The organism is Paraprevotella xylaniphila YIT 11841 (genome assembly GCF_900683745.1).
GTDB lineage: Bacteria > Bacteroidota > Bacteroidia > Bacteroidales > Bacteroidaceae > Paraprevotella > Paraprevotella xylaniphila.
In genome coordinates, this window is the sequence record NZ_LR215980.1 from 2,085,078 (window position 1) to 2,107,054 (window position 21,977).

Sequence of the window (21,977 nt, forward strand, 5' to 3'; positions counted from 1 at the left end):
TCAACTCTAATGGAAGAAACCAGACACATCCAGATTAAAGACTTCAACTACAATCTGCCCGAGGAACGTATCGCAAAATTCCCCCTAACCGAACGGGATCAATCCAAACTGTTGGTGTACCGTCACGGAACGGTGGGCGAGAACACGTTCACTTCGTTGCCGGACTATTTGCCCCAAGGCGCCCTGATGGTATTCAACAACACGAAAGTCATACAGGCGCGGTTGCATTTCCACAAAGATACCGGCGCGCTCATCGAGGTGTTCTGCCTGGAACCGGTCCGTCCGCACGACTACGCGCTGATGTTCCAACAAACCGGTCGTTGCAGTTGGCTTTGCCTTGTGGGCAATCTGAAAAAATGGAAAAGCGGCAGCTTATCCTGCCCCGTGGAAATCGGCGGACGCAGCATCACCTTGAAGGCTACCCGGGGCGAGAATCGCGGCACCAGCCACTGGATTGATTTTGAATGGGACGACGAACAAACGACTTGGGCTGAAATTTTGGAAGCCGTGGGCGAACTGCCCATCCCGCCCTATCTGAACCGCGAGACACAGGAAAGCGACAAGACGACCTACCAGACGGTGTACTCTAAAATCAAAGGCAGCGTGGCTGCCCCCACGGCCGGACTCCATTTCACAGAACGCGTGTTGGCCGATTTGGATGCCCACGGCATCGACCGCGAGGAAGTGACGCTCCACGTCGGGGCGGGCACGTTCAAACCGGTGAAAAGCGAAGAAATAGCCGGGCACGAGATGCACACGGAATACATCTGCGTACATCGCAGCACGATAGAGAAACTGTTGGCCCACGGCGGCGCATGCATTGCCGTGGGTACGACTTCGGTGCGCACCCTTGAGAGCTTATATTATATAGGTGTGGCATTGAACGGAAATCCCGACGCATCGGAGGAGGAGCTGCACGTACCGCAGTGGATGCCTTACGAGTATGCTGCACGGACGCGCCCTGTAGGAAGCCCCGACAACGGACATCCGGAAGCACTCACTACACTGCAAGCCCTACAGAACGTATTGGATTATCTGGACCGTCACGGACTGACAGCCCTGCACACCAGTACGCAAATCATCATAGCTCCCGGATACGAATACCACATCGTGCGGATGATGGTCACCAACTTCCACCAACCGCAAAGCACGCTGTTGCTGCTCGTCTCGGCTTTCGTGCACGGCGACTGGCGCACGATTTACGACTATGCCCTCGCCCACGATTTCCGTTTCCTCAGCTACGGTGACAGCTCATTACTCATCCCTTAACCCCCGCGAAACCTCATGATAGCTACACAAGAAGACAACCGGGAAGAGATGTTTCCCCTCGTGGATGAAGAGGGGAACATCATCGGAGCCGCCACGCGCGGCGAATGCCACAATGGCAGCAAATGCCTTCACCCCGTGGTACACTTGCATGTGTTCAACAGCCGGGGCGAACTTTACCTGCAAAAACGTCCGCATTGGAAAGACATCCAACCGGGAAGATGGGACACGGCCGTAGGAGGCCACGTGGACTTGGGCGAAAGCGTGGAGATGGCCTTGCACCGCGAAGCGGAAGAAGAACTCGGCCTCACCGGCTTCACTCCCGAACGCCTCCCCCGCTATGTGTTTGAATCCGACCGCGAACGTGAATTGGTCTTCCCACACCGTTGTACTTACGACGGAAACATACGTCCCAGTGCGGAAACAGATGGCGGACGTTTCTGGAGCACGACAGAAATCCATGAAGCGATGGGAAAAGGTATCTTCACGCCCAATTTTGAAAGCGAATACAAGAGACTTTTCGGGAACGAACCAGACACGCTTTTGTGAATGGAATCTATAATCCATTACATTCTTTAACATCATCCGGTGAAACAAAAGATCAGCTTCTGCGTATTCTTTATAAAAAGGGAAAGAACGGCCATGTCCTGACCACCGGAAACAGTTCCGCCCCTTGCAACATTAACCTCATGGAAAAGACAGAATTCGAAATAGCGGTATCCATGCTACGAGGCAAACTCGTAGACATCGCGCGTTTCTATTTGTCTGATGAGGACGAGGCGGAAGACATCGTACAAGAAGCCATGCTCAAACTTTGGCTTATCCGAGACCGGCTCGACCGGGAAAAGAACATTTCTCCCATGGGTATGACCGTCACCCGCAACCTTTGCATCGACCGCCTGAGGCGACTCAAAACCCATCCGCACGAAAGCCTGACGGGGCATGACGCGCCCGACGGACAGCGAAGTGCACAGGCTATGATGGAAGACCACGAAAATGCGGAATGGATGCGTGGTGTCGTCCGGAACCTGCCGGACAAATACCGGGCCGTGCTTCGCATGCGTCAGGTGGAACACATGGAAATGAGCGAGATAGCCCGTATCATCGGAGCAACGGAAGGCGTAGTCCGCACCGTATTGTCACGGGCAAGGAAACAAATGATGGAACAACTAAAGGTAAGGAGAGATTGAACATGACGACAAACAAAGAAGACATCAGACGATTGCTTGACCTCTACATGGAGGGAAAGACCTCGTTGGAAGAAGAAGCCCTACTGATGGAATATTTCCGTTCGCCGGATGCCGACAAGGATTTTGCCGACTTCAAAACCATGTTCAACCAATTCGACGAAGGCGAACCTTCTTTCACGGAAGAAGAACAGGAGAGGTGGATGCAGTCATGCCCACCGGAAGCAGCACCCGACTCTTCTGACCTCCAAGCCATTCTTCCGGCACATCCGAAGCACATACATTGTACAAGACAAACCTTCATACGGTGGATAGCGGTCGCCTCCATCGCAGCCGCATGTTTTTTCTTAGGAACCACCGTCTCGCGAAAGGAAGCTACACAGCCTACAAATTCCATCTCCATGCCCCCTACCGTCCTCACGGAAGTAAAGTGGAAAACCGATACGGTATTCATCGAAAAGCCAGTGCCCACTACGTTGACCGCCAAAATAATCACAATTCGGGACACAATTATCCTTCCTGCAAGCCACCCAAAAGGACAAATGTGGACAGCCCTCCCTACGGGGGAGGACACATCCACCACCAGAACGGGCTCAATACCCCAACCCGGCACCGCCCGACAAGACGCAGACACGGCAACCCAACAACAGGCCATGCCACACTTGGCCGACATTCAGGCCGAATTCCAAAAGCAGAAAAGAAGAATGGACGAATTCTCCAAACAATATGAACATATCGACCCTTATTATGAAAACTTATATTAAATACTGGCTCATGGCCGTGATAACGGTCATAGCATGCACAAACCATGTACATGCCCAAGAGTTCTATCGGGAAAATGAAACAGCCATGCACATATTTCACAAGCTTGACCGAATGTTTCCCAAACGTTACTTGGAACAAAGATGGATGACCGGTGCCCAATATTGGGTACAGTACTGGTTCGAAGACCAAGAAGATTACGAAGAGCACCAACCCTCAATAGCAGAAATCTTCGACCAATTGAATGACATCCCATTTCTGCACAAGCACACGGAAGAAACAGACAGTGGCGACATCATACGGAAAACCTACGCCATATCACTACGTTCCGACATCCGGGGGCAACAAGACTTCCTCAAACTCGAAGTCAGCCCAACCGGCATATTTTTCTATTACCAAACCACAAACCGTTTCGCCCAAGCCGAAAATGATGCCATACCCGACCAAGCCATCATCGCAGAACTCGAAAAACTGTTCAACCAATATGTATCACGCAGAAAAACAGTCAAACAAGAAGTGCGTTTCCACGGAGCATACGGACGTGTAGTACACAACAAAGGATATAACAACGACCCGACGGCTTTTTCGGAGGGTTACCGGTACATCATCCCTAAATGTACCTGGGCAGACTACCGGCTGTTTTATGACCTCTTCCACAAATACCTCAAAAAAGATGTCATCTACGTGGCAAGCAACGACGTGTACTGGGAATACGAAGAAACCGGAATAAGAGTCCGCCAAGCCGACGGCCGCCCATTATATATGGGAGCCGCATGGAAAAACGATAGGTTATACCTTATCCGTTTGGAAGGATCGCACAACGGAAACGGAGTCTTTCCCCGGGCTTGGGCAGAAGACAATCCGATATGGGATAGTTCATACGTCACAAAAAAATTGCAAAAAAACAGGCAAGCAAGACAGAAATAAGTTAATCCGTCCCGGTCACCTTGTGAAAAGTGTCCGGGACCTTTTATTTTGTAGGAAACAAGAGATTATCAAGCCTTCTCTATTTCTTCCACCGACAAGCCCGTAGCACCGGTAATGGCCTCCACGGACAATCCCATGGCCTTTAACCTGTGGGCTATCTCCAAAGCCTTGGCATGCTCTCCTTCGGCACGCCCTTCCATGCGGCCCTCCGCACGCCCTTCTGCACGCCCCTCGGCACGTTCCGTATAAATATTGCTGCGCAAAATGACGATGTTATCCAGATGACGGTAATAAGCCTCTCGCTCGCCTTTTGTCATCCCGTCCACCTTCAGGCGTTCGCGTACCTCCGCCAATCCGGGAGCGTGGGCCGACTCGGAAATCTCACCCGTATTCAAATAGTAGATCCATTCCTCCAACGGGGTCTTGGCCACTTTGTTGAAGTCGTTCACCTTCAGGATATAATACTCCGGATAAAGCTGGCTCACGGCATCCACCTTGAAGGTCTGCCGTTGGAAAGGCGTCAGTTCCAGTATGTCGTTCTCATGGATGCCTCGAAATTCCGTCTTGCCATGGTACACGATATCCTTGCCATGCCCCAAGGAAAAATAAACAATGTTCACGCTGTACACCTTACGCACGTTCTCATACCCCTCTCCACGGTTGATGTATTCCGTCACCAACTTCGACACGCCGAACAACATACGTTGGAAATAGGCATACTCATTGTTGTTCTGCACCTCGATGAGTATCAGTTCCCCTTTGGAATCCAAGGCCAACAAATCCACACGGTTATACTTGTCGAACTCGTATTCCTGATTGCTTTCGCTCTCCAACAACTGGCTGATGGTGATTTTCTCATCCAGAAGCGTGGTCAACAATCCTTCCAACACACCGAAATTGGCCTTGTTGCGCAACAGGCGCTTCATCGCCCAATCAAAACGGATATAGTTTGCCATAAGCGTAGACTTTATTGCAATATATTTTTGCAAATATAATGTTTTTCCATTGCCCGTCCTCCAAAGCTCACATAAAGAGTGTTAACTACAAAATTCGCACGATACTTTCAAAAAAACGGCTCCGGACTGTCACAAAACAACACTTCCTGCGTATTATTAACAAAAGGATGTAATTAAAATATACATTAACAGAACATAAAAGTGGAAAAGCCATGAGAAAGACCTTCTTCAATACCCTTCCGATCCTTGCGGCCATCCTCCTGGCCCTCGCCTGCCCCGAAACCATGGGACAAGTCATCTACGGCGGCATATTCAATTCAGTCACGCGCCAACGTATCAGTAACGTGAAAGTGGAACTTATGGACAAGCATTACGTCACCCTCGATTCCATGCGCAACCCCAAAAACAACCGGATAGCCGACCGGCCGTCGGCATGGTTCTTCGATATGGAAAACCGCCTAGCCCAACCCTACATCCTGCGCTTCAAGGCCGAGGGATATGAAACACAGGACGTGCCCGTGGACTCTTTTACCTTCCGCCGCCGGGAAACGGCACGCTTCATCGCGGATGTTTACATGGAGAAAGCCATCAAGCATAAGACATTAGAGGAAGTGACCGTAAAGGCCACGAAGATAAAGATATATACGCGCGGCGACACGGTGGCCTACAACGCCGACGCGTTCCAACTGGCCGAAGGCTCCATGCTCGATGCGCTCATCCGCCAACTTCCGGGCGTGGAACTGAAAGACGACGGGCGCATCCTCGTCAACGGGCGTTACGTGGAAAACCTGCTGCTCAACGGAGAGGATTTTTTCAAAGGCGAACCTTCCGTCATGCTCGAAAACCTGCCTGCCTACGCGGTCAAGGACGTGAAAGTGTACGACAAAGACGGGGAACTCAGCGAATTTCTCGGAAAGAAGACCGGTGATGAAGAATTGGTCATGGACGTACGCCTGAAACGGGAATACTCCGTGGGATGGTTGGCCAATGCCGAAGGGGCATACGGCACGGAGGAACGCTACCGCGCCCGCCTTTTCGGCCTGCGGTTCACGCCCCACACGCGTTTTTCCGCTTTTGCCAATTTCAACAACATGAACGAGAACCGCCAACCGGGTTACAACGGCGAATGGTCGCCCGCACAACTGACTGGCGGACTGCGCTCGAACAAGAACTTCGGAGTGAACTACATGGTGAACGAGAAGGACGGGAAGTACAAACTGAGCGGCAGCGCATCTTACCTGCACTACGACACGGACGTGCGCTCGCAAACCACCGGCGTGAACTTCCTGCCCGACGGCGACACTTACTCCAAGGAAGCACACGAACAGTTCTACTGCCAAACGTGGTTCAACACTTCGCACACGTTCCAGTTCACTTGGGACAAGGTGTTCCTGAACTTGCAACCATCGTTTAACTGGGGCAAATGGGACGACCGCAACACTTACCTTTCCGGCACGTTCAACACCGACCCCGAACCGTACGCCTCCGGCAACCTGTTGGACAGCCTGGCCTCGCCCGAAGCCGGCGACCTCATGCGCCGCATCGCCATCAACCGCTCCAAGACCGCCCAAAACAACAAAGGTAACAAGACGGACGCTGCCTTCAACGCCTACTCGGCCATCAAGACCGGCATCGCCAACGACAACCTGAACCTTTACGCCAATGTGCGGTACAGCGATTACGAACAACGTTGGTACGAACACTACCGGTTGGACTATCCGGCAGGCGGCGGACAGACGGACTACCGCAACAAATATACCAACGACGACGGCCCTATCCGCAACCTGAACCTCAACACCGGAGGGGAGTATTGGCTTTGGTTTCCTTGCAACCTGGCCATAGTGCCGGGATACAACTACCATTGGCATGACCACACCAAACGTTACGAACTCTACCGGCTCGACGAACTGGCCGGTTGGGAAGAGGACGGCGACCATCCCTTAGGCATGCTGCCCTCCGAAGCGGAACTCCTGCAACAGACGCTAGATGCCCCCAACAGCTATTGGTCTTACCTGACCGATTACTCCCACCGGGGAAGCCTCTATGCCAAATGGGAAGGCAGACCCCGGACATCGGGCGAAGGAACCTGGTGGTACGTGGAAACCCGCCTGCCACTCATGTACGTATGGCAGACGCTAGACTACCAACGCGAACGGTTGGACACCACCGTCAGCCGCCGACATGTCATGTTCGAGCCAAGTTTCAGGGTCTACGGCCGATGGCACAACTACCAACGGGGCATCGACATCCGCTACAACAAAAGCGTCTCTTTCCCGTCCATGACCTCGTTCATCGACATCCGTTCCACGGACGACCCGTTGAACATCCGCCTGAGCAACACGGGACTAAAGAACTCTCACCAACACAACGTCTCCGTGTACTACTACCTGAACAGCAACCGCAAACAACGCTACTTCAGCACCTACTGGAGTTACTCCATCACACAAGATGCCGTGGCACAGGGATACGTGTACGACAAGACGACGGGCGTGCGCACCTACCGTCCGGAAAACGTAAACGGGAATTACAACATCGGTGGTAACGTGAACTATTCCATGCCGCTCGACAAAGCCCGCCGCCTCACGCTGAACAGCGGACTGTGGTCGCGGCTCTACAATTCGGTGGACCTCATCAGCGTGACGGACGGCATGGCTCCGGCCCGCAGTACCGTACAGACCTACAACTCGGGCGGAAGCCTCAACATGGAATATGCCTTCCCCAAGGACGTGAGAGTGGGCGTGAAAGCCCGCTGCACGTGGAACCACCTGAGCAGTGGCCGGGAGAACTTCACGACCCTCAACACCTACGACTATAATTACGGCCTGATAGCACAGGCCAAACTGCCATGGGACCTGCAATTCAATACCGACCTGACCTTGTACAGCCGACGGGGCTACGGTGAAAGCGGCATGAACACGGACGACATCGTATGGAACGCCACCCTATCGAAGAAACTTCTCAAAAAACGTGTGACGCTCTCCCTTGATGGATTCGATATCCTCGGACAGCTTTCCAACGTCACCCAGACGCTGAACGGGCAAGGACGCTACGAGACGTGGCGCAACGTCATTCCCAGTTATGCCATGCTGCGCCTCACCTACAACTTGGACATCAAACCGGCCAAGCGGAGAGGAGAATAAATAGAAACTTATATACAAAAATCATTTGGCGCAGAACGGAAAATCGTTCTGCGCCAAATGATTTTTCAATCTGCGGCAAACGATTTTCCGTTTGCCGCAGATTTTTTTCAAAGGCTTAAGCGATTGAAAAACAACGTCATGACAGGCCTACATTTTCTTTACAAGCATCCATTCCCGGACGGATGCCTATACCATACGCTACCGGAAGAGTCCGTAAGCCTCCCATGCTTCCGTTGTCAGAAGGTGAGCTTCAACGTGACCATGCCGTAGGGCTTCATCGTCAGCGTCCCGTCCACTATTTGCCCGGGCTGCTCTTCAAGCGTGCAAAGCGACACGGACGACGGACGACGGGCCGGGAAGTCCAAAGCCACCGTCTCTTCCTTGTCCGACACGGAACGCAGGCGGACAATCATCTCGTGGTCTTTCCCCGTGGATTTCAGCACGGTGACATACACGGCACGGTTGTCTACCGAAATGACGGACTTCACGTCCGGATTCTTGTCCGCCGTGACATGTACCAACGGTTGCGCCTGCTCCAAGCCAAAACAGTTGGCGTCTACAGCATCATATCCGCCATGCGGATGAATGCGGTAGCGGAAAGCCACCGGCCCGTCCTGCGTCAAGGGGAAGTTCGTGTGCCAATGGTTGTTCATCGCCCAGGAATACACCGTGGAAGACGGTTCCAGCTTGGTCAGCCAAGGCCCTTGTCCGCCCCATCCCAACGAAATGTTGGCCGTGCGGTCGCCATACTCAAACAAGGGGGCATCCAAAGCACACCATGTCACGCCATGAGTGTCGTTCGAAACGTCCAACCAACGTTGCAGGGCCATCCAATTGCGGTTGGCTTGCGGCCACTGGTCTTTCTCCACTTCCATTATCCCCCAAGGGATATCCACTTTCGTCACACCCTGCGGCACGTTGAAACCGAAACCGAAATGTATGCCGTCCTTGTCCAACAGCGGCAACTTGTCTACCACATTGGTGGTCTCCACCCACGGTTGCCCGGCCACCAGACGGACGGTACGTGTCACCGAACGGCAACCTTTCATCATGGACTGCACTTTCAATTCCACCACCAATCCGCCTTGTTCGGTCACCGTGATGGCCTGCACCTTGTCGGCTTCGGGCTTGTTTTCATTGGCCGGCAGCCAACTGCACGAATTGGCCCCTCCGTCCACCGACGCGTCGATATAATTGTAATCCTCTCCGGCACGGGTCAAGGACACGATGTTTCCTGTCTTGCCGTCTATCGTGACACGCACACAACCATTGTCTAACGTATAACCATCTAACTTACAGGCATCGCCTGGCACGGCATCACCTTCCACCACACGGTAGTGGCGCGAACCCAGGGCGGGCACGTCCGAAGCCCAGAACACCAGTTCGCCGGTAGACAAACGTTGCGAAGGCACGGCGTTCCCCTCATCATCCACCACCTTGTTGCCTTTCTGGCTCTCGGAGGCCGTCAGCGTCACCAACCCGCCGTGCGCCCACGACTGCGTGTTGAGCACAGCGATACCGCCGTTCGACGGCCCTTCGCGCGGCCCCAACGCTCCATTGGACTTGTCCGTGGCCAATCCCAATGCCTCGTCCAACAAGGCCGTCGAACGGGCTTCCGCTTCCTGGAAATAAGATTGTTTCACCTTTCCGATGGCTTCATGGAAATAAGGTTCCCACGGATTCTCAAAATCCCAAGTATGTTCCGAACCCATCATGATATAACGCCAACCTTCATCGAAATCGGCACGCGGAGCACAAGCTCCTCCTGCCAGCATCGACCACACGGTCTCCGCCTGCGTGATTCTCTCCTTGTTACGGCGGTTAATGGCCGTCAACCTGGCAGCCGTACCCAACCCGTCGGTCCAGTATTCCGTATAGTCTCCCGTTACAGTCGGCAGGCGGTCGCCATAATCTTTTTCCAACCGCGCCATGATTTCATGCCCGCCGCTGATGACAATCTTCGGATAAGCATATTTCTTGTTCCATTCGTTCACGGCGTAGGGGACATCGGCATCCACCGGACTGTTGTCCCACAATGTCCAAGAGAGTACGATGAAATCGAGGGGGTAATGGTCACGTTCCAACTCCACGAGCTTGCCCGTAAAGTCTACATTGGCACTCCCCATCCGGATGCGCGCCGGAACCTTACGCGGGTCACGTTGGCCGAACCAAGGCCGCCCGGTCGTGTTCCCCTTGTCCATGCTGCCGCTGTTGGAATACTTGCCCGGTTGCAGGAACAACACCTTGGAATGGCCGTCGGGTCCTACCCACCAGAAAGGCATGCCGTCTATATTCCGGGAGTGTGCGTTGCCGCCCCGGTCGGTGTTCGGCCACGAGATGACGTACTTGATGCCCTCCTGTGCCATGACCGGAACCAGTCCCCAGGAAATGCCGGGGATGTCGAACTGTTGGAACACATCGGCAGGCACGCCGGACAGCCGTTGCAACTCGCGCGAGAACTTGAATACATGAAACAACTCCTCATCCGAACAAATGCTCGTATTCAGGTTCACATAACTGGCGTCCACACAAAGGTCGCCTCGCCTGATAGCTGCAATGACCTCATCCCGTTTCTCCGGTTCTGAAATCCACAGGCGTTCAATCGGCCAAGTCACCTCGGGATTCCACACGAAGCGTGCACCGTCCACATGTCCGGCTGTTTCCCGAGCCAGTTTCATGCCTTCCCACACGTTCGTCTTGTGCAACATCTCCACGTTTTTGTGCGTGTTCGTGTAACCGATGTCCACGTGCGAATGGTTGTAAAGGTACACCGTCCAATGCCGCATCGGCTCCACGGTGACTTTCGTCTTCACTTTCTTTTCGGTTCCGCGCACCGTCAGCGAAACATCCACGGTCTTGTCCACGGGCAAGGCGGAAGGCAACATGACCTCCACTTCTGCCGAATCCTCCGCATCAATGCGGAAAGCGGATGTCTCCTTCAGTTTCCTATACGCCACATCCACACAGACCTCGCCTTTCAATTCAGCCCCCTTCAACCGCACGGCAACGATACGTCCCGGCGAACGGTCTTGTCTATACCCATACAAAGGTTTCACTACACAACTGACCTGTTCCGGAACCACATCGGCATTCACATTGCCCGCCGCCAGAACCGCCAACATCCCACAAAAAAAATTTCTTTTCATCACATTGATTAGTTTTCATTGTATCGGTCACAAAGTGACAAAAAAAAGACGGGACGGGCAACCAAGCATAACGCAAAAAATACCACATTCTCGCCACACCGTGCGAAAAGCCACCGCAAAGACTTCCTTTATCGGCCGATTCTGCCTATCTTTGCCCACACATATACAACAAAACTTAAACATTACCTAATCATGAAACTCAAAAAACGAATGATGACTGGCATGTTGGCCGCCACCCTCGGGGCCATGGTACCGGCGCAGGCACAAACGGCCGAGCCTTCTCCTTACAGCAGTTACCTCTTCGCCTTCTTCTCCAACAATTCCCCTTACGGCGAACAGGTGCGCTATGCACTGAGCGATGACGGATATGACTACACGTCCCTCAACCAAGGGCGTCCGGTCGTGGCCTCGGACACCATCGCCCTGAAGAAAAGCATACGGGACCCGTACATCACAAGAGGCCGGGACGGGAAAACATTTTATATGGTCATGACGGACATGCGCTCGGACGAGGGTTGGCAAAGCAACGACGGACTCATCCTGATGAAGAGCACCGACCTCATCCATTGGCAACACACGGCCATTGACTTCCCCGCACGTTTCCCCAACCTGACGGGATTCGACCGCGAAAACCTACATGCCGTTTGGGCGCCTCAAATCATCTGGGACGACGAGGCCGGGAAATATATGATTTATTACTCCATCGGGCGGCACGACTGGGAGTATCCCACGGAAGACCCGAACTTCAAACAGCCTTACTTCAAGCTGTTCTACTCTTACGTGAACGAAGACTTCACGGACATCACGGAGCCGAAACTGCTGTTCGACTTCGGTACGGCCGCCATAGACGGGGACATCGTGTATAACCCGAAAACGAAAGAATACGTGCTGTTCTTCAAAGACGAGGGACGCTCGGTCATGAACAAAGGATTCCGCACGCGGCAGGGCGTGATGCGTGCCACTGCACCCCGACCCACCGGCCCCTACACCATCGAATGGCGGCACCTGCAAAAAGAGGGGCAATATCCGGTGGAAGGTTCCAGTGTGTTCCCCCTCATCGGTTCGGACGAGTACGTCCTGATGTACGATTGCTACGCACAGGGGTTCTACCAATTCTGCAAGAGCACGAACCTGAAAGATTTCACATTCGTGCAAAACACGAAGACCCACGGTGACTTCACCCCGCGACATGGCTCTGTCATGCACATCACGCAGGCCGAACGGGAACGGTTGGAAGCCTGGTCCGAGCTGAGCACTGCGGTAAACGACCTCCGTACGCGCCCCGTCCCCACGCTGACGCTGAAACAACTTGAACGCCGCCCGGCCTTGTTGGCCGAAGCCCAAAAAGTGCTCGACACCGTATCCGACCCCGAAACCATGGTGGCCATGACAAAGAAACTGGAAAAGTTCAAATAAGCAAACAGAAGAAACCATACGCAAAAATGGCTGCACGGACCAGATGTACGTGCAGCCATTGGCATACTCGCTTACCACATGAACGCGACAGCTTACAATCCTATCGCATTTTTCAGGATACCCAAACAAGCGTCATCTTCCGTTTCATACGTCGTTTGGGCTATCACCTTGTTTTTCCCGTCCAACACCACAAAACTGGAAGCACCCATCTTATCGGCATCTATCCCCAAATATCGGTTCAGATAATCTCCTGTCGCACTTATCGGATTGTAGAAATCAATAATGGCATACCATTTCCTCTTCCGGTTTTGATTGACCACATAAATGGGGCCTCCTACTTTATAGTTTTCCATGTAAGCTTCCACTTCCGCACGGCTTTGCGCACAAACAGGATAGAAATCCACATTCTTCTGCCCGGCAAGCAGCTTATGGATTTGGGGATAAAGCACCAACGACGGTTCGCAATAGTCGCAAAGGATGTAGACAACCTTATAGGGCTTCTCTGATGCCTTGATTTTTGCGGCCAATGCTCCATCGCCCAAATCCACAACTTGCCCGTAAAGCGGGAATACGAACAAACCCAACAACAAAATCAAACTTAACTTTTTCATCGCAACTTCAATTCAAGGGAATTTTTCCTCCCGGAATATCTGCCGGTACACCTACTACATCGATAATATATCCCCCATGTTGCCCCAAAGAGTCTACAAAAGGTACTACGCCACGAGCTATTTGTCCCGTTTCAAATAAATAGTCAATTCTCCTTTCCATCTCTGCATACATTTCATCAGAGTTCAACCAATCATTCATATCTTCTATTGTAACAGAATCATTTATCCAATACAGGTCGTCATCAATCATCAAACAAGCATCATTCTTGTCAAACCCCTCAGGAAACTCTTCATCCAATAACAATTCTATATAATAACGAGAGTTCAAAGTATCCGTTTTCAACTCTACCAAATACTCCCCGTCAAATACAGCCTGTTTTGCAACAGACACACTGATGTTTTTCGGTAAGAATTTAAAATCACATAACCCGAATCCACGATTGCAGTCAAGCTTCTTACGAGCCAATTTCACACTCACAAGATTCAGGAATTTTAAGTCTTTTGGATTTACCGTCGCACTCGGTGCTTTTTTGTCCGGAAGTTCGTCTACCAAAGACTTAAATTTCACCTTTTCCATAAAAGCCAATTCGTCAAAACCATTCTCCCTTACCATGTCTTCCGTGCCATTTACAGAAATTTGTTCTTCTGATTGACACCCCACTGCGAAAGAGATAATCGCAAAGGCACATCCTACAATAAAAAAAACTCGTTCTCATAGCTTTATTTTTCTTAGTAATACATCGCAAATATAATGAATTTAAAAGAAAAACCAAACAATTACAAACTTTTTTTCGCAAAAATCATAAAACATAAAAAAACAAAAGATTCAATGTCCCCAAACAAAGACAATGAATCTTTTATTCCCTCCATAAATTGTCACTCATGAAAGTATCCTGCGGCCATTCCTTAAAAATCTGCCTGCAAATCGTCCGGCGACCAACCGTCCACCCAACGGATGACCGGAGTACCATCGGCTTCAAAATCTATCGGCAACCATATATGACGGGAATTTTTCAGGCTCCGGGGATTCCAACGGTCGGCCATGAACACGAAACCATCCTCTGTGCCTTCCACCTTAAAAATATACGTGCCTTGCGTATGGAAAGACTTCTTGGCATCTTTCCCGACAAAAGGGGAAGGCAACTGTTCCCACGGCCCCCACAACGAAGTGGCCTTGAACATGCGGGCTTCATTCGGTGCCCAACCCGTGCAACCGCTCGTAACCATCCAATACACACCGTCACGCTTGAAAATGGCCGGAGCCTCGTTCTGCCCGCCCGGCGCGACACGCACATACCGTCCGGTATAGTCCAAATAATCATCTGCCAACTCCGCAATGTTCAACGTCAGGTTCTCTTCTGCCGAATAAATATGATATGCCTTACCGTCATCGTCCACGTACACGGTCATGTCCCGGCTCATCTGTCCGCCCGGTACGTCGCGTGCCAAAAGCAGCCCCTCACGAATCGCCTCACGCCACTCCGGAGTCCACCATTCCTTATAGTCCGCTTCCTTCAGCTTCTTAGCCTTGCGGATGTCGCGGCGTGAAAAGTCCACCGGCCATTTGCCCGCATTCGGGCGCAAAGAACGGATAAACCGGAAAGGGCCAACCGGAGAATCGCTCTCGGCAAAGCCCACACGGGCAGCTGCATAGCCTTGCCCTTTCAACTCCAAATGGAACAGCATGACGAATTTCCCCGTCTTGGGGTTGCGCACCACCTTGGGACGCTCCATGATGCACCCCCGTTCTATGTCGTGCCCGGCCTCCTCGGAAACAGCCAAAGCCACTCCTTCGTCTTCCCAATTCATCAGGTCGGAAGAAGAATAGACCTCTACGCCTACTTCGGTGGTAAACCCGCGTGCAGGCCGGTTCTCGCCATACCAATAATACTTGCCTTCATGGAACAACAGGCCGCCCCCGTGGGCATTGATGTGCTCTCCTTTCCGGTCCGGCCATTCCTGACCTGGACGGATTTCATCCAAAGCCTGAGCTTCCACCGCCGCCACCATGGCGCACAGGAAGAAAGCCAAGCCCAAAATTCGCTTCAATTTCATTTTTCTTATTGTCATTAGGTTTTTACCTCATTTCCATCAGGGTTCTATTTCATACCACGAGCCTTGTAAATACGCTCCTTCGCATTGTTGATTTGTTGGAATTTCTCTTCCGCAGCCCGCCGCACATCTTCTCCTAACGTCGCCACGCGGTCGGGATGATGTTTCAGGGCCAATTTGCGGAAAGCCTTGCGCACCTCTTCGTCCGTGGCGGACGGCTCTATTTCCAGTACTTTATAGGCATCTGCCAAAGATTCGCCTTTCAAGTTGAGCATAGAATCCACCTCTCCGGCAGACAACTCCATGGCCAAAGCCACTTCCCGCAACGCCGTTATCTCTTCCGCACATACGTTTCCGTCGCTTTGTGCAATCCTTACCAAGAAATTCAGCAGCTGCAATCGTTCACCATAGTTCAGATGCGCGGCAATCTGTCTGCCACAATCGAAAATCATATCCCGAAATGCCACAGGGGACACTCCGTCCAACCGTTTGGCCTCATCGAAGAGCTTCAGCAAGATTTGTTCCCCCTCCTCTACTGCGGCTTCCCCGAAATTCGCACGAAGGAAGCGACGGACGAATTCCATTTCGCTGTGCATGATTTTCCGGTCTGCCCGCATCACGTAAGAGGCCATCACCAACATCGAAAACAAAAAGCTGTTCCGCCGCCCCTGTTCGTATCGGCCTCGCCCCACCTCATCCGCTTGCAAATCCTCTTGCATGCCTACAGCCTGCTTGTCAAACCACGAACCGATAAAATAACCGGCCAGTGCACCCAACGGCCCCATCGTCATGAACCCCATCGCACTGCCTATCCATTTTCCCACTCCCATATTCTATTCATTTTTTATTCGGAAATCCCTAACCATGGAAGACGGGCACAAAAACGCATGAAAACACCGTTTTACGATTTGGCCATGCCAACCTGTCCCCGACCTTCGTACGGACAAAGATATGAAGTTTTTCGCAGAAGACAGGAAAAACGTCCCCTTTTTCTTTCCACACCGACTGCGGCACACTGTCCTCGGACAGCAACAAGCAAAAAAGGAGAAAGGGAGAACGCCCACCCACGAACATTCTCCCTTTCACATTATAATAGGTTTCCGTAAACCGTCCGGCTTACATCATGCCGCCCATGCCACCCATTCCGGGAGCACCCATCGGCATATCGGCTTTTTCTTCCTCCTTGTCGCAGATGACACATTCGGTAGTCAAGAACATGCCGGCAATAGAAGCGGCATTCTCCAAAGCCACACGAGTCACCTTGGCCGGGTCGATGATACCGCTGGCTTTCATGTTCTCGTATTTGTCCTCACGGGCATTGTAACCGAAGTCGCCTTCAGCCTGGCGTACTTTTTCTACAACCACCGAACCTTCCAGACCTGCGTTCTCCACAATCTGGCGGAGAGGTTCTTCGATGGCGCGTTTTACGATATTGATACCTGTGGTTTCGTCTGCATTGGCACCCTCCAAGCCTTCCAAAGCCTTGACGGCGCGGATATATGCCACACCGCCACCCGGGATGATACCTTCCTCGATAGCTGCACGCGTTGCGCACAAGGCATCGTCCACACGGTCTTTCTTTTCTTTCATTTCCACCTCACTCGGTGCACCGACATAGAGCACAGCCACACCACCGCTCAACTTAGCCAGACGCTCCTGCAACTTCTCTTTGTCGTAGTCGCTGGTAGAGTTGGCAATCTCATTCTTAATCTGATTGACACGATCCTTGATGAGTTCGCTCTGTCCGTGACCGTTAACGATGGTCGTGTTATCCTTAGAGATAGTCACCTTGTCGCAAGTACCCAACATTTCGATGGTAGCCTGCTCCAACTTCAAGCCCTTCTCTTCGCTGATGACCACACCGCCCGTCAACACGGCAATATCTTCCAACATGGCCTTGCGGCGGTCGCCGAAGCCCGGAGCTTTCACGGCACAAATCTTCAACTGGCTACGCAGACGGTTCACCACCAAAGTAGTCAACGCCTCGCTGTCTACGTCTTCCGCAATCACCAACAACGGGCGACCGCTTTGTACTGCCGGTTCGAGGATAGGCAGGAAATCCTTCAAGTTGGAAATCTTCTTGTCGTAAATCAAGATGTAAGGATTCTCCATCACGCACTCCATCTTCTCCGTATCGGTCACGAAATAAGCCGACAAGTAGCCGCGGTCGAACTGCATGCCTTCCACCACACCGATAGTAGTGTCGCGTCCCTTAGCCTCTTCGATAGTAATCACACCGTCCTTGCTGACTTTCTTCATGGCTTCGGCCAAAAGTTTCCCGATTTCCGGGTCATTGTTGGCACTGACGGTAGCCACTTGTTCTATCTTGTTGTAATCGTCGCCCACTTGTTCAGCCTGACCTTTGATATGCTCTACGACTTTGGCCACGGCCTTGTCGATACCGCGCTTCAAGTCCATCGGGTTCGCACCGGCAGCCACGTTCTTCAAGCCCACGCTCACGATGCTTTGTGCCAATACGGTAGCCGTGGTCGTTCCGTCACCGGCATCGTCGCCTGTTTTGCTAGCCACGCTCTTGACCAACTGCGCACCTGCGTTTTCAAACGCATCGGCCAACTCAATTTCCTTGGCTACGGTCACGCCGTCTTTCGTAATATGCGGCGCACCGAATTTCTTTTCGATAATGACGTTACGTCCTTTCGGGCCGAGAGTTACCTTTACCGCATTGGCCAACTGGTCCACTCCGTTCTTCATCAGTTCACGGGCTTCTATGTTGAATTTAATATCTTTTGCCATGATTTTAGTCCTTTCTTTTGTCTATTATATATTAATGTATAAAACGAAAAATTATGCCAATACGGCCACCACGTCGCTCTGTCGCATAATCAAATATTTCTTGCCTTCGAATTCCAGTTCCGTACCGGCATACTTACCGTACAGCACGGTATCGCCTTCCTTCAAGACCATCTCTTCGTCTTTCGTACCTTTACCCACTGCAACGATAGTACCTTGCAACGGTTTTTCCTTGGCGGTGTCGGGAATGATAATACCACCTACTGTCTTCGTCTCTGCCGGAGCCGGTTCAATCAGCACACGGTCTGCTAATGGTTTAATGCTCATAATGGATAAATTTTATAATTGTACATTTTAAAAATTCTACTCCAATCCATACGAAAAACATGCCAAAACACCACGACTGACACTTTGGCACACTTTTACCATGTACAGCCCCGAAATACGGCAGACTTTCTGCCAACCTTGCCTCCGCAGTTTTTTGTGTCCAAATCAGTAGAAAAGCCCTTTATATGAAATTTATTCCGTACTTTTGCAGAAAGCAACAAACGATGAAACTACGACTGACCTATCTTGCCGTATTCCTCATAATACTTTCCGCACTGACATTCCTTCCCAAAACGGGAGGCTATATCTGGCAACCGGAAATCATCAACCCGTTGTCTGCTTTGCTGTTTACGCTATTGGTCTATCTGACCGGCCACATCGCCCACTCTGCCCAAAGTTCCGCCGGAATCCTTTGCACGGCCATGTTTGTCCTGCTCTTCTGTCCGGACTCGCACGAGTTCTTCAACCGTGACGAGACAGCCGTCATGACCCTCTCGTCCACTTGCATCGTCCCGTTCTTCATTTCTCAATATACCCGTATTTCCAGTAAAAATTTCAAATACGGCTACTTCCTGATGTTGTTGATGGGTATCTTTTGCAGCTATACGCACGACAACATCACGATTCCGCTTTGTGCCAGTTTCCTCACACTGTCCTATTTGCAGCGCGACCGGCTGTTCCGTCTGGCCTGTTGGCCCATGGTCATAGGTTTTGCCATCGGCACCACACTTTGCCTTTTGCAGTCCACCTTTTGGAAACAGTCATCGTGGAACGACCTGACCGCCTTGTCTTCCCAAACGGCAGACGGTTTCACCCAACTGTGGGAGACCAAAGTGTTCATGTTCGCCACCCTGCTCACCATTTATTTCTTGTCTTCACGGAAAAAACGGAAACGGCTATGGCGCATCTCCCGCGAGCACAAGCTTCTGACTTATTGCCTGTTGTATTCTTTCTGCGCTATTCCTTTTGCTCCGTTGGGAATAGACAGTGCCATCTCCGGCGTATGTTTCTTTTGCATGTTCTGGGCGTTGTTCCTGTTCCAACAGCTTTTAGTCCTGTTTCGCGAACACCGCCGCAAGAAACTCAAATCACGAACCTGAGCGGTCAACGTTCCGGCATCTGCCACTCTTCGAGCTCGTAAACAGCTTCCACGGCCTCTTCCACACTGTCCGGCAAAGACGGGAAAAAATCTATCCCCGTGATGCGTTCCACTTCGTCCACCGAATTGACATACGCATCAAGCGGACGGTTCCCCGACTTATTCTTATAGATAAAGCCGATGGCCTTCAGCGGCTCCGGACAAAACACAACCTTATAGAAAGCCTCTGGCACCGTAACCCGGCTTTGGCCGATATGCCTGTGCTGTCCACGATAGAGGACAGGCCCGGCCACCACATACAGCAGCCCGTTTTCCATCGTCCAGTCGCGGCAAGCTTCTTCCAACTCTTTCCAGTCGCCCCGGTTCAGGTTATGGTCTTGCGGGCAAACGTTCGTCATGTAAAAGCTTTCCCGCATGGCTTGTTCGTCCCATTTGTTGTCTGCCGCCGGACAAAGGTGCCCACGGTCATAGCCCGACCGCCTGTAGTCTTCCGTCGTCACGGGATTTGCCACTTCGGGGTCGGGCAGGAACTTGTCGTAACGGCTCACCGCCTCCTCGAAACGTTCGGGTGTCAATGTCCAGGCTACCCAGTTCGGTATCTTGGTCTCCGCATTATAAGATACCGTATACCCCGTATGGCGAATCACCTGGCTGTTTCGTTCCCGGACCAATTCCGGCAATCCCGGTTCCATATCCTCCGTGCCGGACGAAGGACTGCTACCGAAAACCTGTCCGTCCGTTGCCTCCGGTAAGAACCTGCATCCCGTCCACTGTCCCACGTAACCACGCAAGCGGTCGTAACCACCCGTCAATACCACTACGGCAGCCGCCAAGCCGCCGATTATCATTTTCAGTTTCATTTTTCCGATTTCAATTTGTTTATTTCCGGTTTAAGATTTCCGTACCTTGGGACGACGGAGCGTACGCACCCAAGACTTATCCCATTCCGCCACGCGGAAGGAATCCACGATTTTCTGTATGGCCTTGTTTTGCGTCTCGTCGTCCAACCGCCCTCCGGCCAACAACGGACGCGTCTTATCCGGGTATTTGGCAAAGCAGACTGACACCGCCCATGCTACTGCCATGGACGCATAATACCCATTTGGGCACACTGACGCGCAGGCCTCCAACACGCGGTCTATAAAATCGTCCGTGACGAAATGTGCCAAAAGCATCACCACGGCAAAACGTTGGGAGAATACGTCCCCGCTATATAAATAAGGTTGCAGGAACGCCCATACCTCCTCACGGTGTTTTCGCACGAACTTGAATCCCGAACAAGGGGAATCACACAAAGCCCAATCGTTGATTTTACGCACATAGGTAGCCATGCGTTCCATCTGCTCCTCAAACGGCATCCGCGCCACGCCCGTCACGTAACCCTGCAACATGACTTCTTCGAACGTGTCGTCCACTGCCTCCTCCAAATAAGTACGCCAATCCCCCTTGGCAATCTCCTTGGCCAACGCCCGCAATACGGGCAGACGCACACCGACCACCGGGCGGGTGCCAGGCATCAACGAAGTCACAAAAGCAGCATACCGGGCATCGGAATGCACCGCCAAAAAGTCCTTGATTTCTTGACAAACCATAGACGCAACCTTTTTTATTCGTCCTTGGAATCTGCTATCCCATTCAATTTTTTCTTCACCACGGCCGGGCAACCGGCAGCAAGGGAATCATCGGGAATGTCTTTCACCACCACGCTCCCGGCAGCGATAATACAACGGTTCCCGATGGTCACTCCCGGACAGACCACCACGCCGCCTCCCAACCAACAGTCCTCACCCACGGTGATGGGATAGGCCGTCTCTTTCGGTTCGCGACGCTCCACGTAATCCATCGGATGCTGGGGCGTGTAAAACTGGCAGCAAGGCCCCACCTTCGTGTTCTTCCCGATGCGGATGTAACCGGCATCGAGCATCACGCAATTATAATTCACGAACACGTTTTCACCTAACACGATGCCCGTACCATGGTCGCAGTGGAACGGGGGGCATACCGTAGAATCCTGAGGGATTCCGGGAATCAGTTCCTCAATCGTACCACGGTAGCGTTCGTCGTAAATATCCATGGTTTGCAAACACGTACATAGTTTTTTGGCACGCCGAAGACTTTCCTGCATCTCCGCATCAGAGAAACAATAAAGTTCTTTGCTACGCATCTTCTCCATTTCCGTCTTCATATTTCATCTTCTTATCTTGTTCTTCAAACGCAAAGTTAAGAAGAATCCGGTTGAGACAATAGAAAATAATACAATAACTTTCAAGCAGGACCTAAAACAGCAGACAGGCCGTCTTCCATTTGCAGCCTGCCTGCCCCACGCCATTTGGCCTC

The 21,977-nt window shown here is 51.9% G+C and carries 19 protein-coding genes; 8 read left to right on the forward strand and 11 right to left on the reverse strand.

The window, feature by feature from the left end:
* The first annotated feature begins 9 nt into the window (after positions 1–9).
* From E0E47_RS08950 to E0E47_RS08970, 5 genes are all read left to right on the forward strand, one after another.
* On the forward strand, positions 10–1,269 hold the full coding sequence (locus E0E47_RS08950; protein WP_130893505.1) for an S-adenosylmethionine:tRNA ribosyltransferase-isomerase: 1,260 nt from the start codon (positions 10–12) through the stop codon (positions 1,267–1,269).
* Positions 1,270–1,284: 15 nt separating this feature from the next.
* On the forward strand, positions 1,285–1,815 hold the full coding sequence (locus E0E47_RS08955) for an NUDIX hydrolase (protein ID WP_008626857.1): 531 nt from the start codon (positions 1,285–1,287) through the stop codon (positions 1,813–1,815).
* Between the two features lie 140 nt (positions 1,816–1,955).
* Positions 1,956–2,456 (forward strand): RNA polymerase sigma factor, encoded by a 501-nt coding sequence (locus E0E47_RS08960; protein ID WP_040602789.1) that lies wholly within the window; start codon positions 1,956–1,958, stop codon positions 2,454–2,456.
* A gap of 2 nt (positions 2,457–2,458) precedes the next feature.
* A complete protein-coding gene (locus E0E47_RS08965) occupies positions 2,459–3,217 on the forward strand; it encodes a hypothetical protein (protein WP_130893506.1) in 759 nt (252 codons plus the stop codon).
* The gene (locus E0E47_RS08970) at positions 3,201–4,142 is read left to right on the forward strand and encodes a hypothetical protein (RefSeq protein WP_008626860.1); all 942 of its coding nucleotides are present in this window, start codon (positions 3,201–3,203) and stop codon (positions 4,140–4,142) included. The genes E0E47_RS08965 and E0E47_RS08970 overlap by 17 nt, the downstream gene beginning before the upstream one ends.
* A gap of 68 nt (positions 4,143–4,210) precedes the next feature.
* On the opposite strand, the gene E0E47_RS08975 is transcribed toward E0E47_RS08970, so the two are convergent.
* Complete coding sequence (locus E0E47_RS08975; RefSeq protein WP_008626862.1) at positions 4,211–5,098, reverse strand: Rpn family recombination-promoting nuclease/putative transposase; 888 nt, start codon at positions 5,096–5,098, stop codon at positions 4,211–4,213.
* Positions 5,099–5,310: 212 nt separating this feature from the next.
* On the opposite strand from E0E47_RS08975, the gene E0E47_RS08980 reads away from it, so the two are divergent.
* Positions 5,311–8,238 carry an outer membrane beta-barrel protein gene (locus E0E47_RS08980; RefSeq protein ID WP_130893507.1) on the forward strand — a complete coding sequence of 976 codons (2,928 nt, stop codon included), beginning with the start codon at positions 5,311–5,313 and terminating at the stop codon, positions 8,236–8,238.
* A gap of 236 nt (positions 8,239–8,474) precedes the next feature.
* Here the strand turns inward: E0E47_RS08980 and E0E47_RS08985 are convergent, their stop codons facing one another.
* Positions 8,475–11,384: a glycoside hydrolase family 38 N-terminal domain-containing protein gene (locus tag E0E47_RS08985; protein WP_130893508.1), complete on the reverse strand. Its 2,910-nt coding sequence runs from the start codon at positions 11,382–11,384 to the stop codon at positions 8,475–8,477.
* 192 nt (positions 11,385–11,576) lie between these two features.
* Here E0E47_RS08985 and E0E47_RS08990 point away from each other — a divergent pair, with 192 nt between their 5' ends.
* Positions 11,577–12,800 (forward strand): glycoside hydrolase family 43 protein, encoded by a 1,224-nt coding sequence (locus tag E0E47_RS08990; RefSeq protein ID WP_130893509.1) that lies wholly within the window; start codon positions 11,577–11,579, stop codon positions 12,798–12,800.
* A gap of 92 nt (positions 12,801–12,892) precedes the next feature.
* Here E0E47_RS08990 and E0E47_RS08995 read toward each other — a convergent pair whose 3' ends face one another.
* The 6 genes from E0E47_RS08995 to E0E47_RS09020 all read right to left on the reverse strand — a co-directional run bounded on the left by E0E47_RS08995 (position 12,893) and on the right by E0E47_RS09020 (position 18,541).
* Complete coding sequence (locus E0E47_RS08995) at positions 12,893–13,411, reverse strand: hypothetical protein (protein ID WP_008626869.1); 519 nt, start codon at positions 13,409–13,411, stop codon at positions 12,893–12,895.
* A 7-nt stretch (positions 13,412–13,418) separates the two neighbouring features.
* Positions 13,419–14,024 carry a hypothetical protein gene (locus E0E47_RS09000; RefSeq protein WP_008626870.1) on the reverse strand — a complete coding sequence of 202 codons (606 nt, stop codon included), beginning with the start codon at positions 14,022–14,024 and terminating at the stop codon, positions 13,419–13,421.
* Positions 14,025–14,317: 293 nt separating this feature from the next.
* Entirely contained in the window at positions 14,318–15,466 is a 1,149-nt protein-coding gene (locus tag E0E47_RS09005; RefSeq protein ID WP_040602771.1) for a glycoside hydrolase family 43 protein, read from the reverse strand.
* Positions 15,467–15,510: 44 nt separating this feature from the next.
* Complete coding sequence (locus E0E47_RS09010; RefSeq protein WP_008626887.1) at positions 15,511–16,293, reverse strand: DnaJ domain-containing protein; 783 nt, start codon at positions 16,291–16,293, stop codon at positions 15,511–15,513.
* A gap of 286 nt (positions 16,294–16,579) precedes the next feature.
* Positions 16,580–18,217, reverse strand: a complete 1,638-nt coding sequence (gene groL, locus E0E47_RS09015; protein WP_130893510.1) for a chaperonin GroEL — start codon at positions 18,215–18,217, stop codon at positions 16,580–16,582.
* A 51-nt stretch (positions 18,218–18,268) separates the two neighbouring features.
* On the reverse strand, positions 18,269–18,541 hold the full coding sequence (locus E0E47_RS09020; protein ID WP_008623034.1) for a co-chaperone GroES: 273 nt from the start codon (positions 18,539–18,541) through the stop codon (positions 18,269–18,271).
* Positions 18,542–18,765: 224 nt separating this feature from the next.
* On the opposite strand from E0E47_RS09020, the gene E0E47_RS09025 reads away from it, so the two are divergent.
* Positions 18,766–19,641, forward strand: coding sequence for a hypothetical protein (locus tag E0E47_RS09025; protein ID WP_232038381.1), 876 nt, complete (start codon positions 18,766–18,768; stop codon positions 19,639–19,641).
* 4 nt (positions 19,642–19,645) lie between these two features.
* On the opposite strand, the gene E0E47_RS09030 is transcribed toward E0E47_RS09025, so the two are convergent.
* From E0E47_RS09030 to E0E47_RS09040, 3 genes are read right to left on the reverse strand one after another with little or no spacing between them, the layout of a single operon-like run.
* Positions 19,646–20,500, reverse strand: coding sequence for a DNA/RNA non-specific endonuclease (locus E0E47_RS09030; RefSeq protein ID WP_130893512.1), 855 nt, complete (start codon positions 20,498–20,500; stop codon positions 19,646–19,648).
* Positions 20,501–20,530: 30 nt separating this feature from the next.
* Positions 20,531–21,232 carry a DNA alkylation repair protein gene (locus E0E47_RS09035; RefSeq protein ID WP_130893513.1) on the reverse strand — a complete coding sequence of 234 codons (702 nt, stop codon included), beginning with the start codon at positions 21,230–21,232 and terminating at the stop codon, positions 20,531–20,533.
* 14 nt (positions 21,233–21,246) lie between these two features.
* Complete coding sequence (locus E0E47_RS09040; RefSeq protein WP_130893514.1) at positions 21,247–21,825, reverse strand: sugar O-acetyltransferase; 579 nt, start codon at positions 21,823–21,825, stop codon at positions 21,247–21,249.
* Positions 21,826–21,977: the final 152 nt, after the last annotated feature.

What these genes read in the sequence shown, in the direction of transcription:
- E0E47_RS08980 (WP_130893507.1), top strand. Translation starts at nt 5,311, where the DNA reads ATGAGAAAGACCTTCTTCAATACCCTTCCGATCCTTGCGGCCATCCTC.
- E0E47_RS08950 (WP_130893505.1), top strand. Translation starts at nt 10, where the DNA reads ATGGAAGAAACCAGACACATCCAGATTAAAGACTTCAACTACAATCTG.
- E0E47_RS08975 (WP_008626862.1), bottom strand. Translation starts at nt 5,098, where the DNA reads ATGGCAAACTATATCCGTTTTGATTGGGCGATGAAGCGCCTGTTGCGC.
- E0E47_RS08965 (WP_130893506.1), top strand. Translation starts at nt 2,459, where the DNA reads ATGACGACAAACAAAGAAGACATCAGACGATTGCTTGACCTCTACATG.
- E0E47_RS09020 (WP_008623034.1), bottom strand. Translation starts at nt 18,541, where the DNA reads ATGAGCATTAAACCATTAGCAGACCGTGTGCTGATTGAACCGGCTCCG.
- E0E47_RS09035 (WP_130893513.1), bottom strand. Translation starts at nt 21,232, where the DNA reads ATGGTTTGTCAAGAAATCAAGGACTTTTTGGCGGTGCATTCCGATGCC.
- E0E47_RS09000 (WP_008626870.1), bottom strand. Translation starts at nt 14,024, where the DNA reads ATGGTAAGGGAGAATGGTTTTGACGAATTGGCTTTTATGGAAAAGGTG.
- E0E47_RS08990 (WP_130893509.1), top strand. Translation starts at nt 11,577, where the DNA reads ATGAAACTCAAAAAACGAATGATGACTGGCATGTTGGCCGCCACCCTC.
- E0E47_RS09030 (WP_130893512.1), bottom strand. Translation starts at nt 20,500, where the DNA reads ATGAAACTGAAAATGATAATCGGCGGCTTGGCGGCTGCCGTAGTGGTA.
- E0E47_RS09025 (WP_232038381.1), top strand. Translation starts at nt 18,766, where the DNA reads ATGAAACTACGACTGACCTATCTTGCCGTATTCCTCATAATACTTTCC.
- E0E47_RS08970 (WP_008626860.1), top strand. Translation starts at nt 3,201, where the DNA reads ATGAAAACTTATATTAAATACTGGCTCATGGCCGTGATAACGGTCATA.
- E0E47_RS08985 (WP_130893508.1), bottom strand. Translation starts at nt 11,384, where the DNA reads ATGAAAAGAAATTTTTTTTGTGGGATGTTGGCGGTTCTGGCGGCGGGC.
- E0E47_RS09010 (WP_008626887.1), bottom strand. Translation starts at nt 16,293, where the DNA reads ATGGGAGTGGGAAAATGGATAGGCAGTGCGATGGGGTTCATGACGATG.
- groL (WP_130893510.1), bottom strand. Translation starts at nt 18,217, where the DNA reads ATGGCAAAAGATATTAAATTCAACATAGAAGCCCGTGAACTGATGAAG.
- E0E47_RS08995 (WP_008626869.1), bottom strand. Translation starts at nt 13,411, where the DNA reads ATGAAAAAGTTAAGTTTGATTTTGTTGTTGGGTTTGTTCGTATTCCCG.
- E0E47_RS08960 (WP_040602789.1), top strand. Translation starts at nt 1,956, where the DNA reads ATGGAAAAGACAGAATTCGAAATAGCGGTATCCATGCTACGAGGCAAA.
- E0E47_RS09040 (WP_130893514.1), bottom strand. Translation starts at nt 21,825, where the DNA reads ATGAAGACGGAAATGGAGAAGATGCGTAGCAAAGAACTTTATTGTTTC.
- E0E47_RS09005 (WP_040602771.1), bottom strand. Translation starts at nt 15,466, where the DNA reads ATGAAATTGAAGCGAATTTTGGGCTTGGCTTTCTTCCTGTGCGCCATG.
- E0E47_RS08955 (WP_008626857.1), top strand. Translation starts at nt 1,285, where the DNA reads ATGATAGCTACACAAGAAGACAACCGGGAAGAGATGTTTCCCCTCGTG.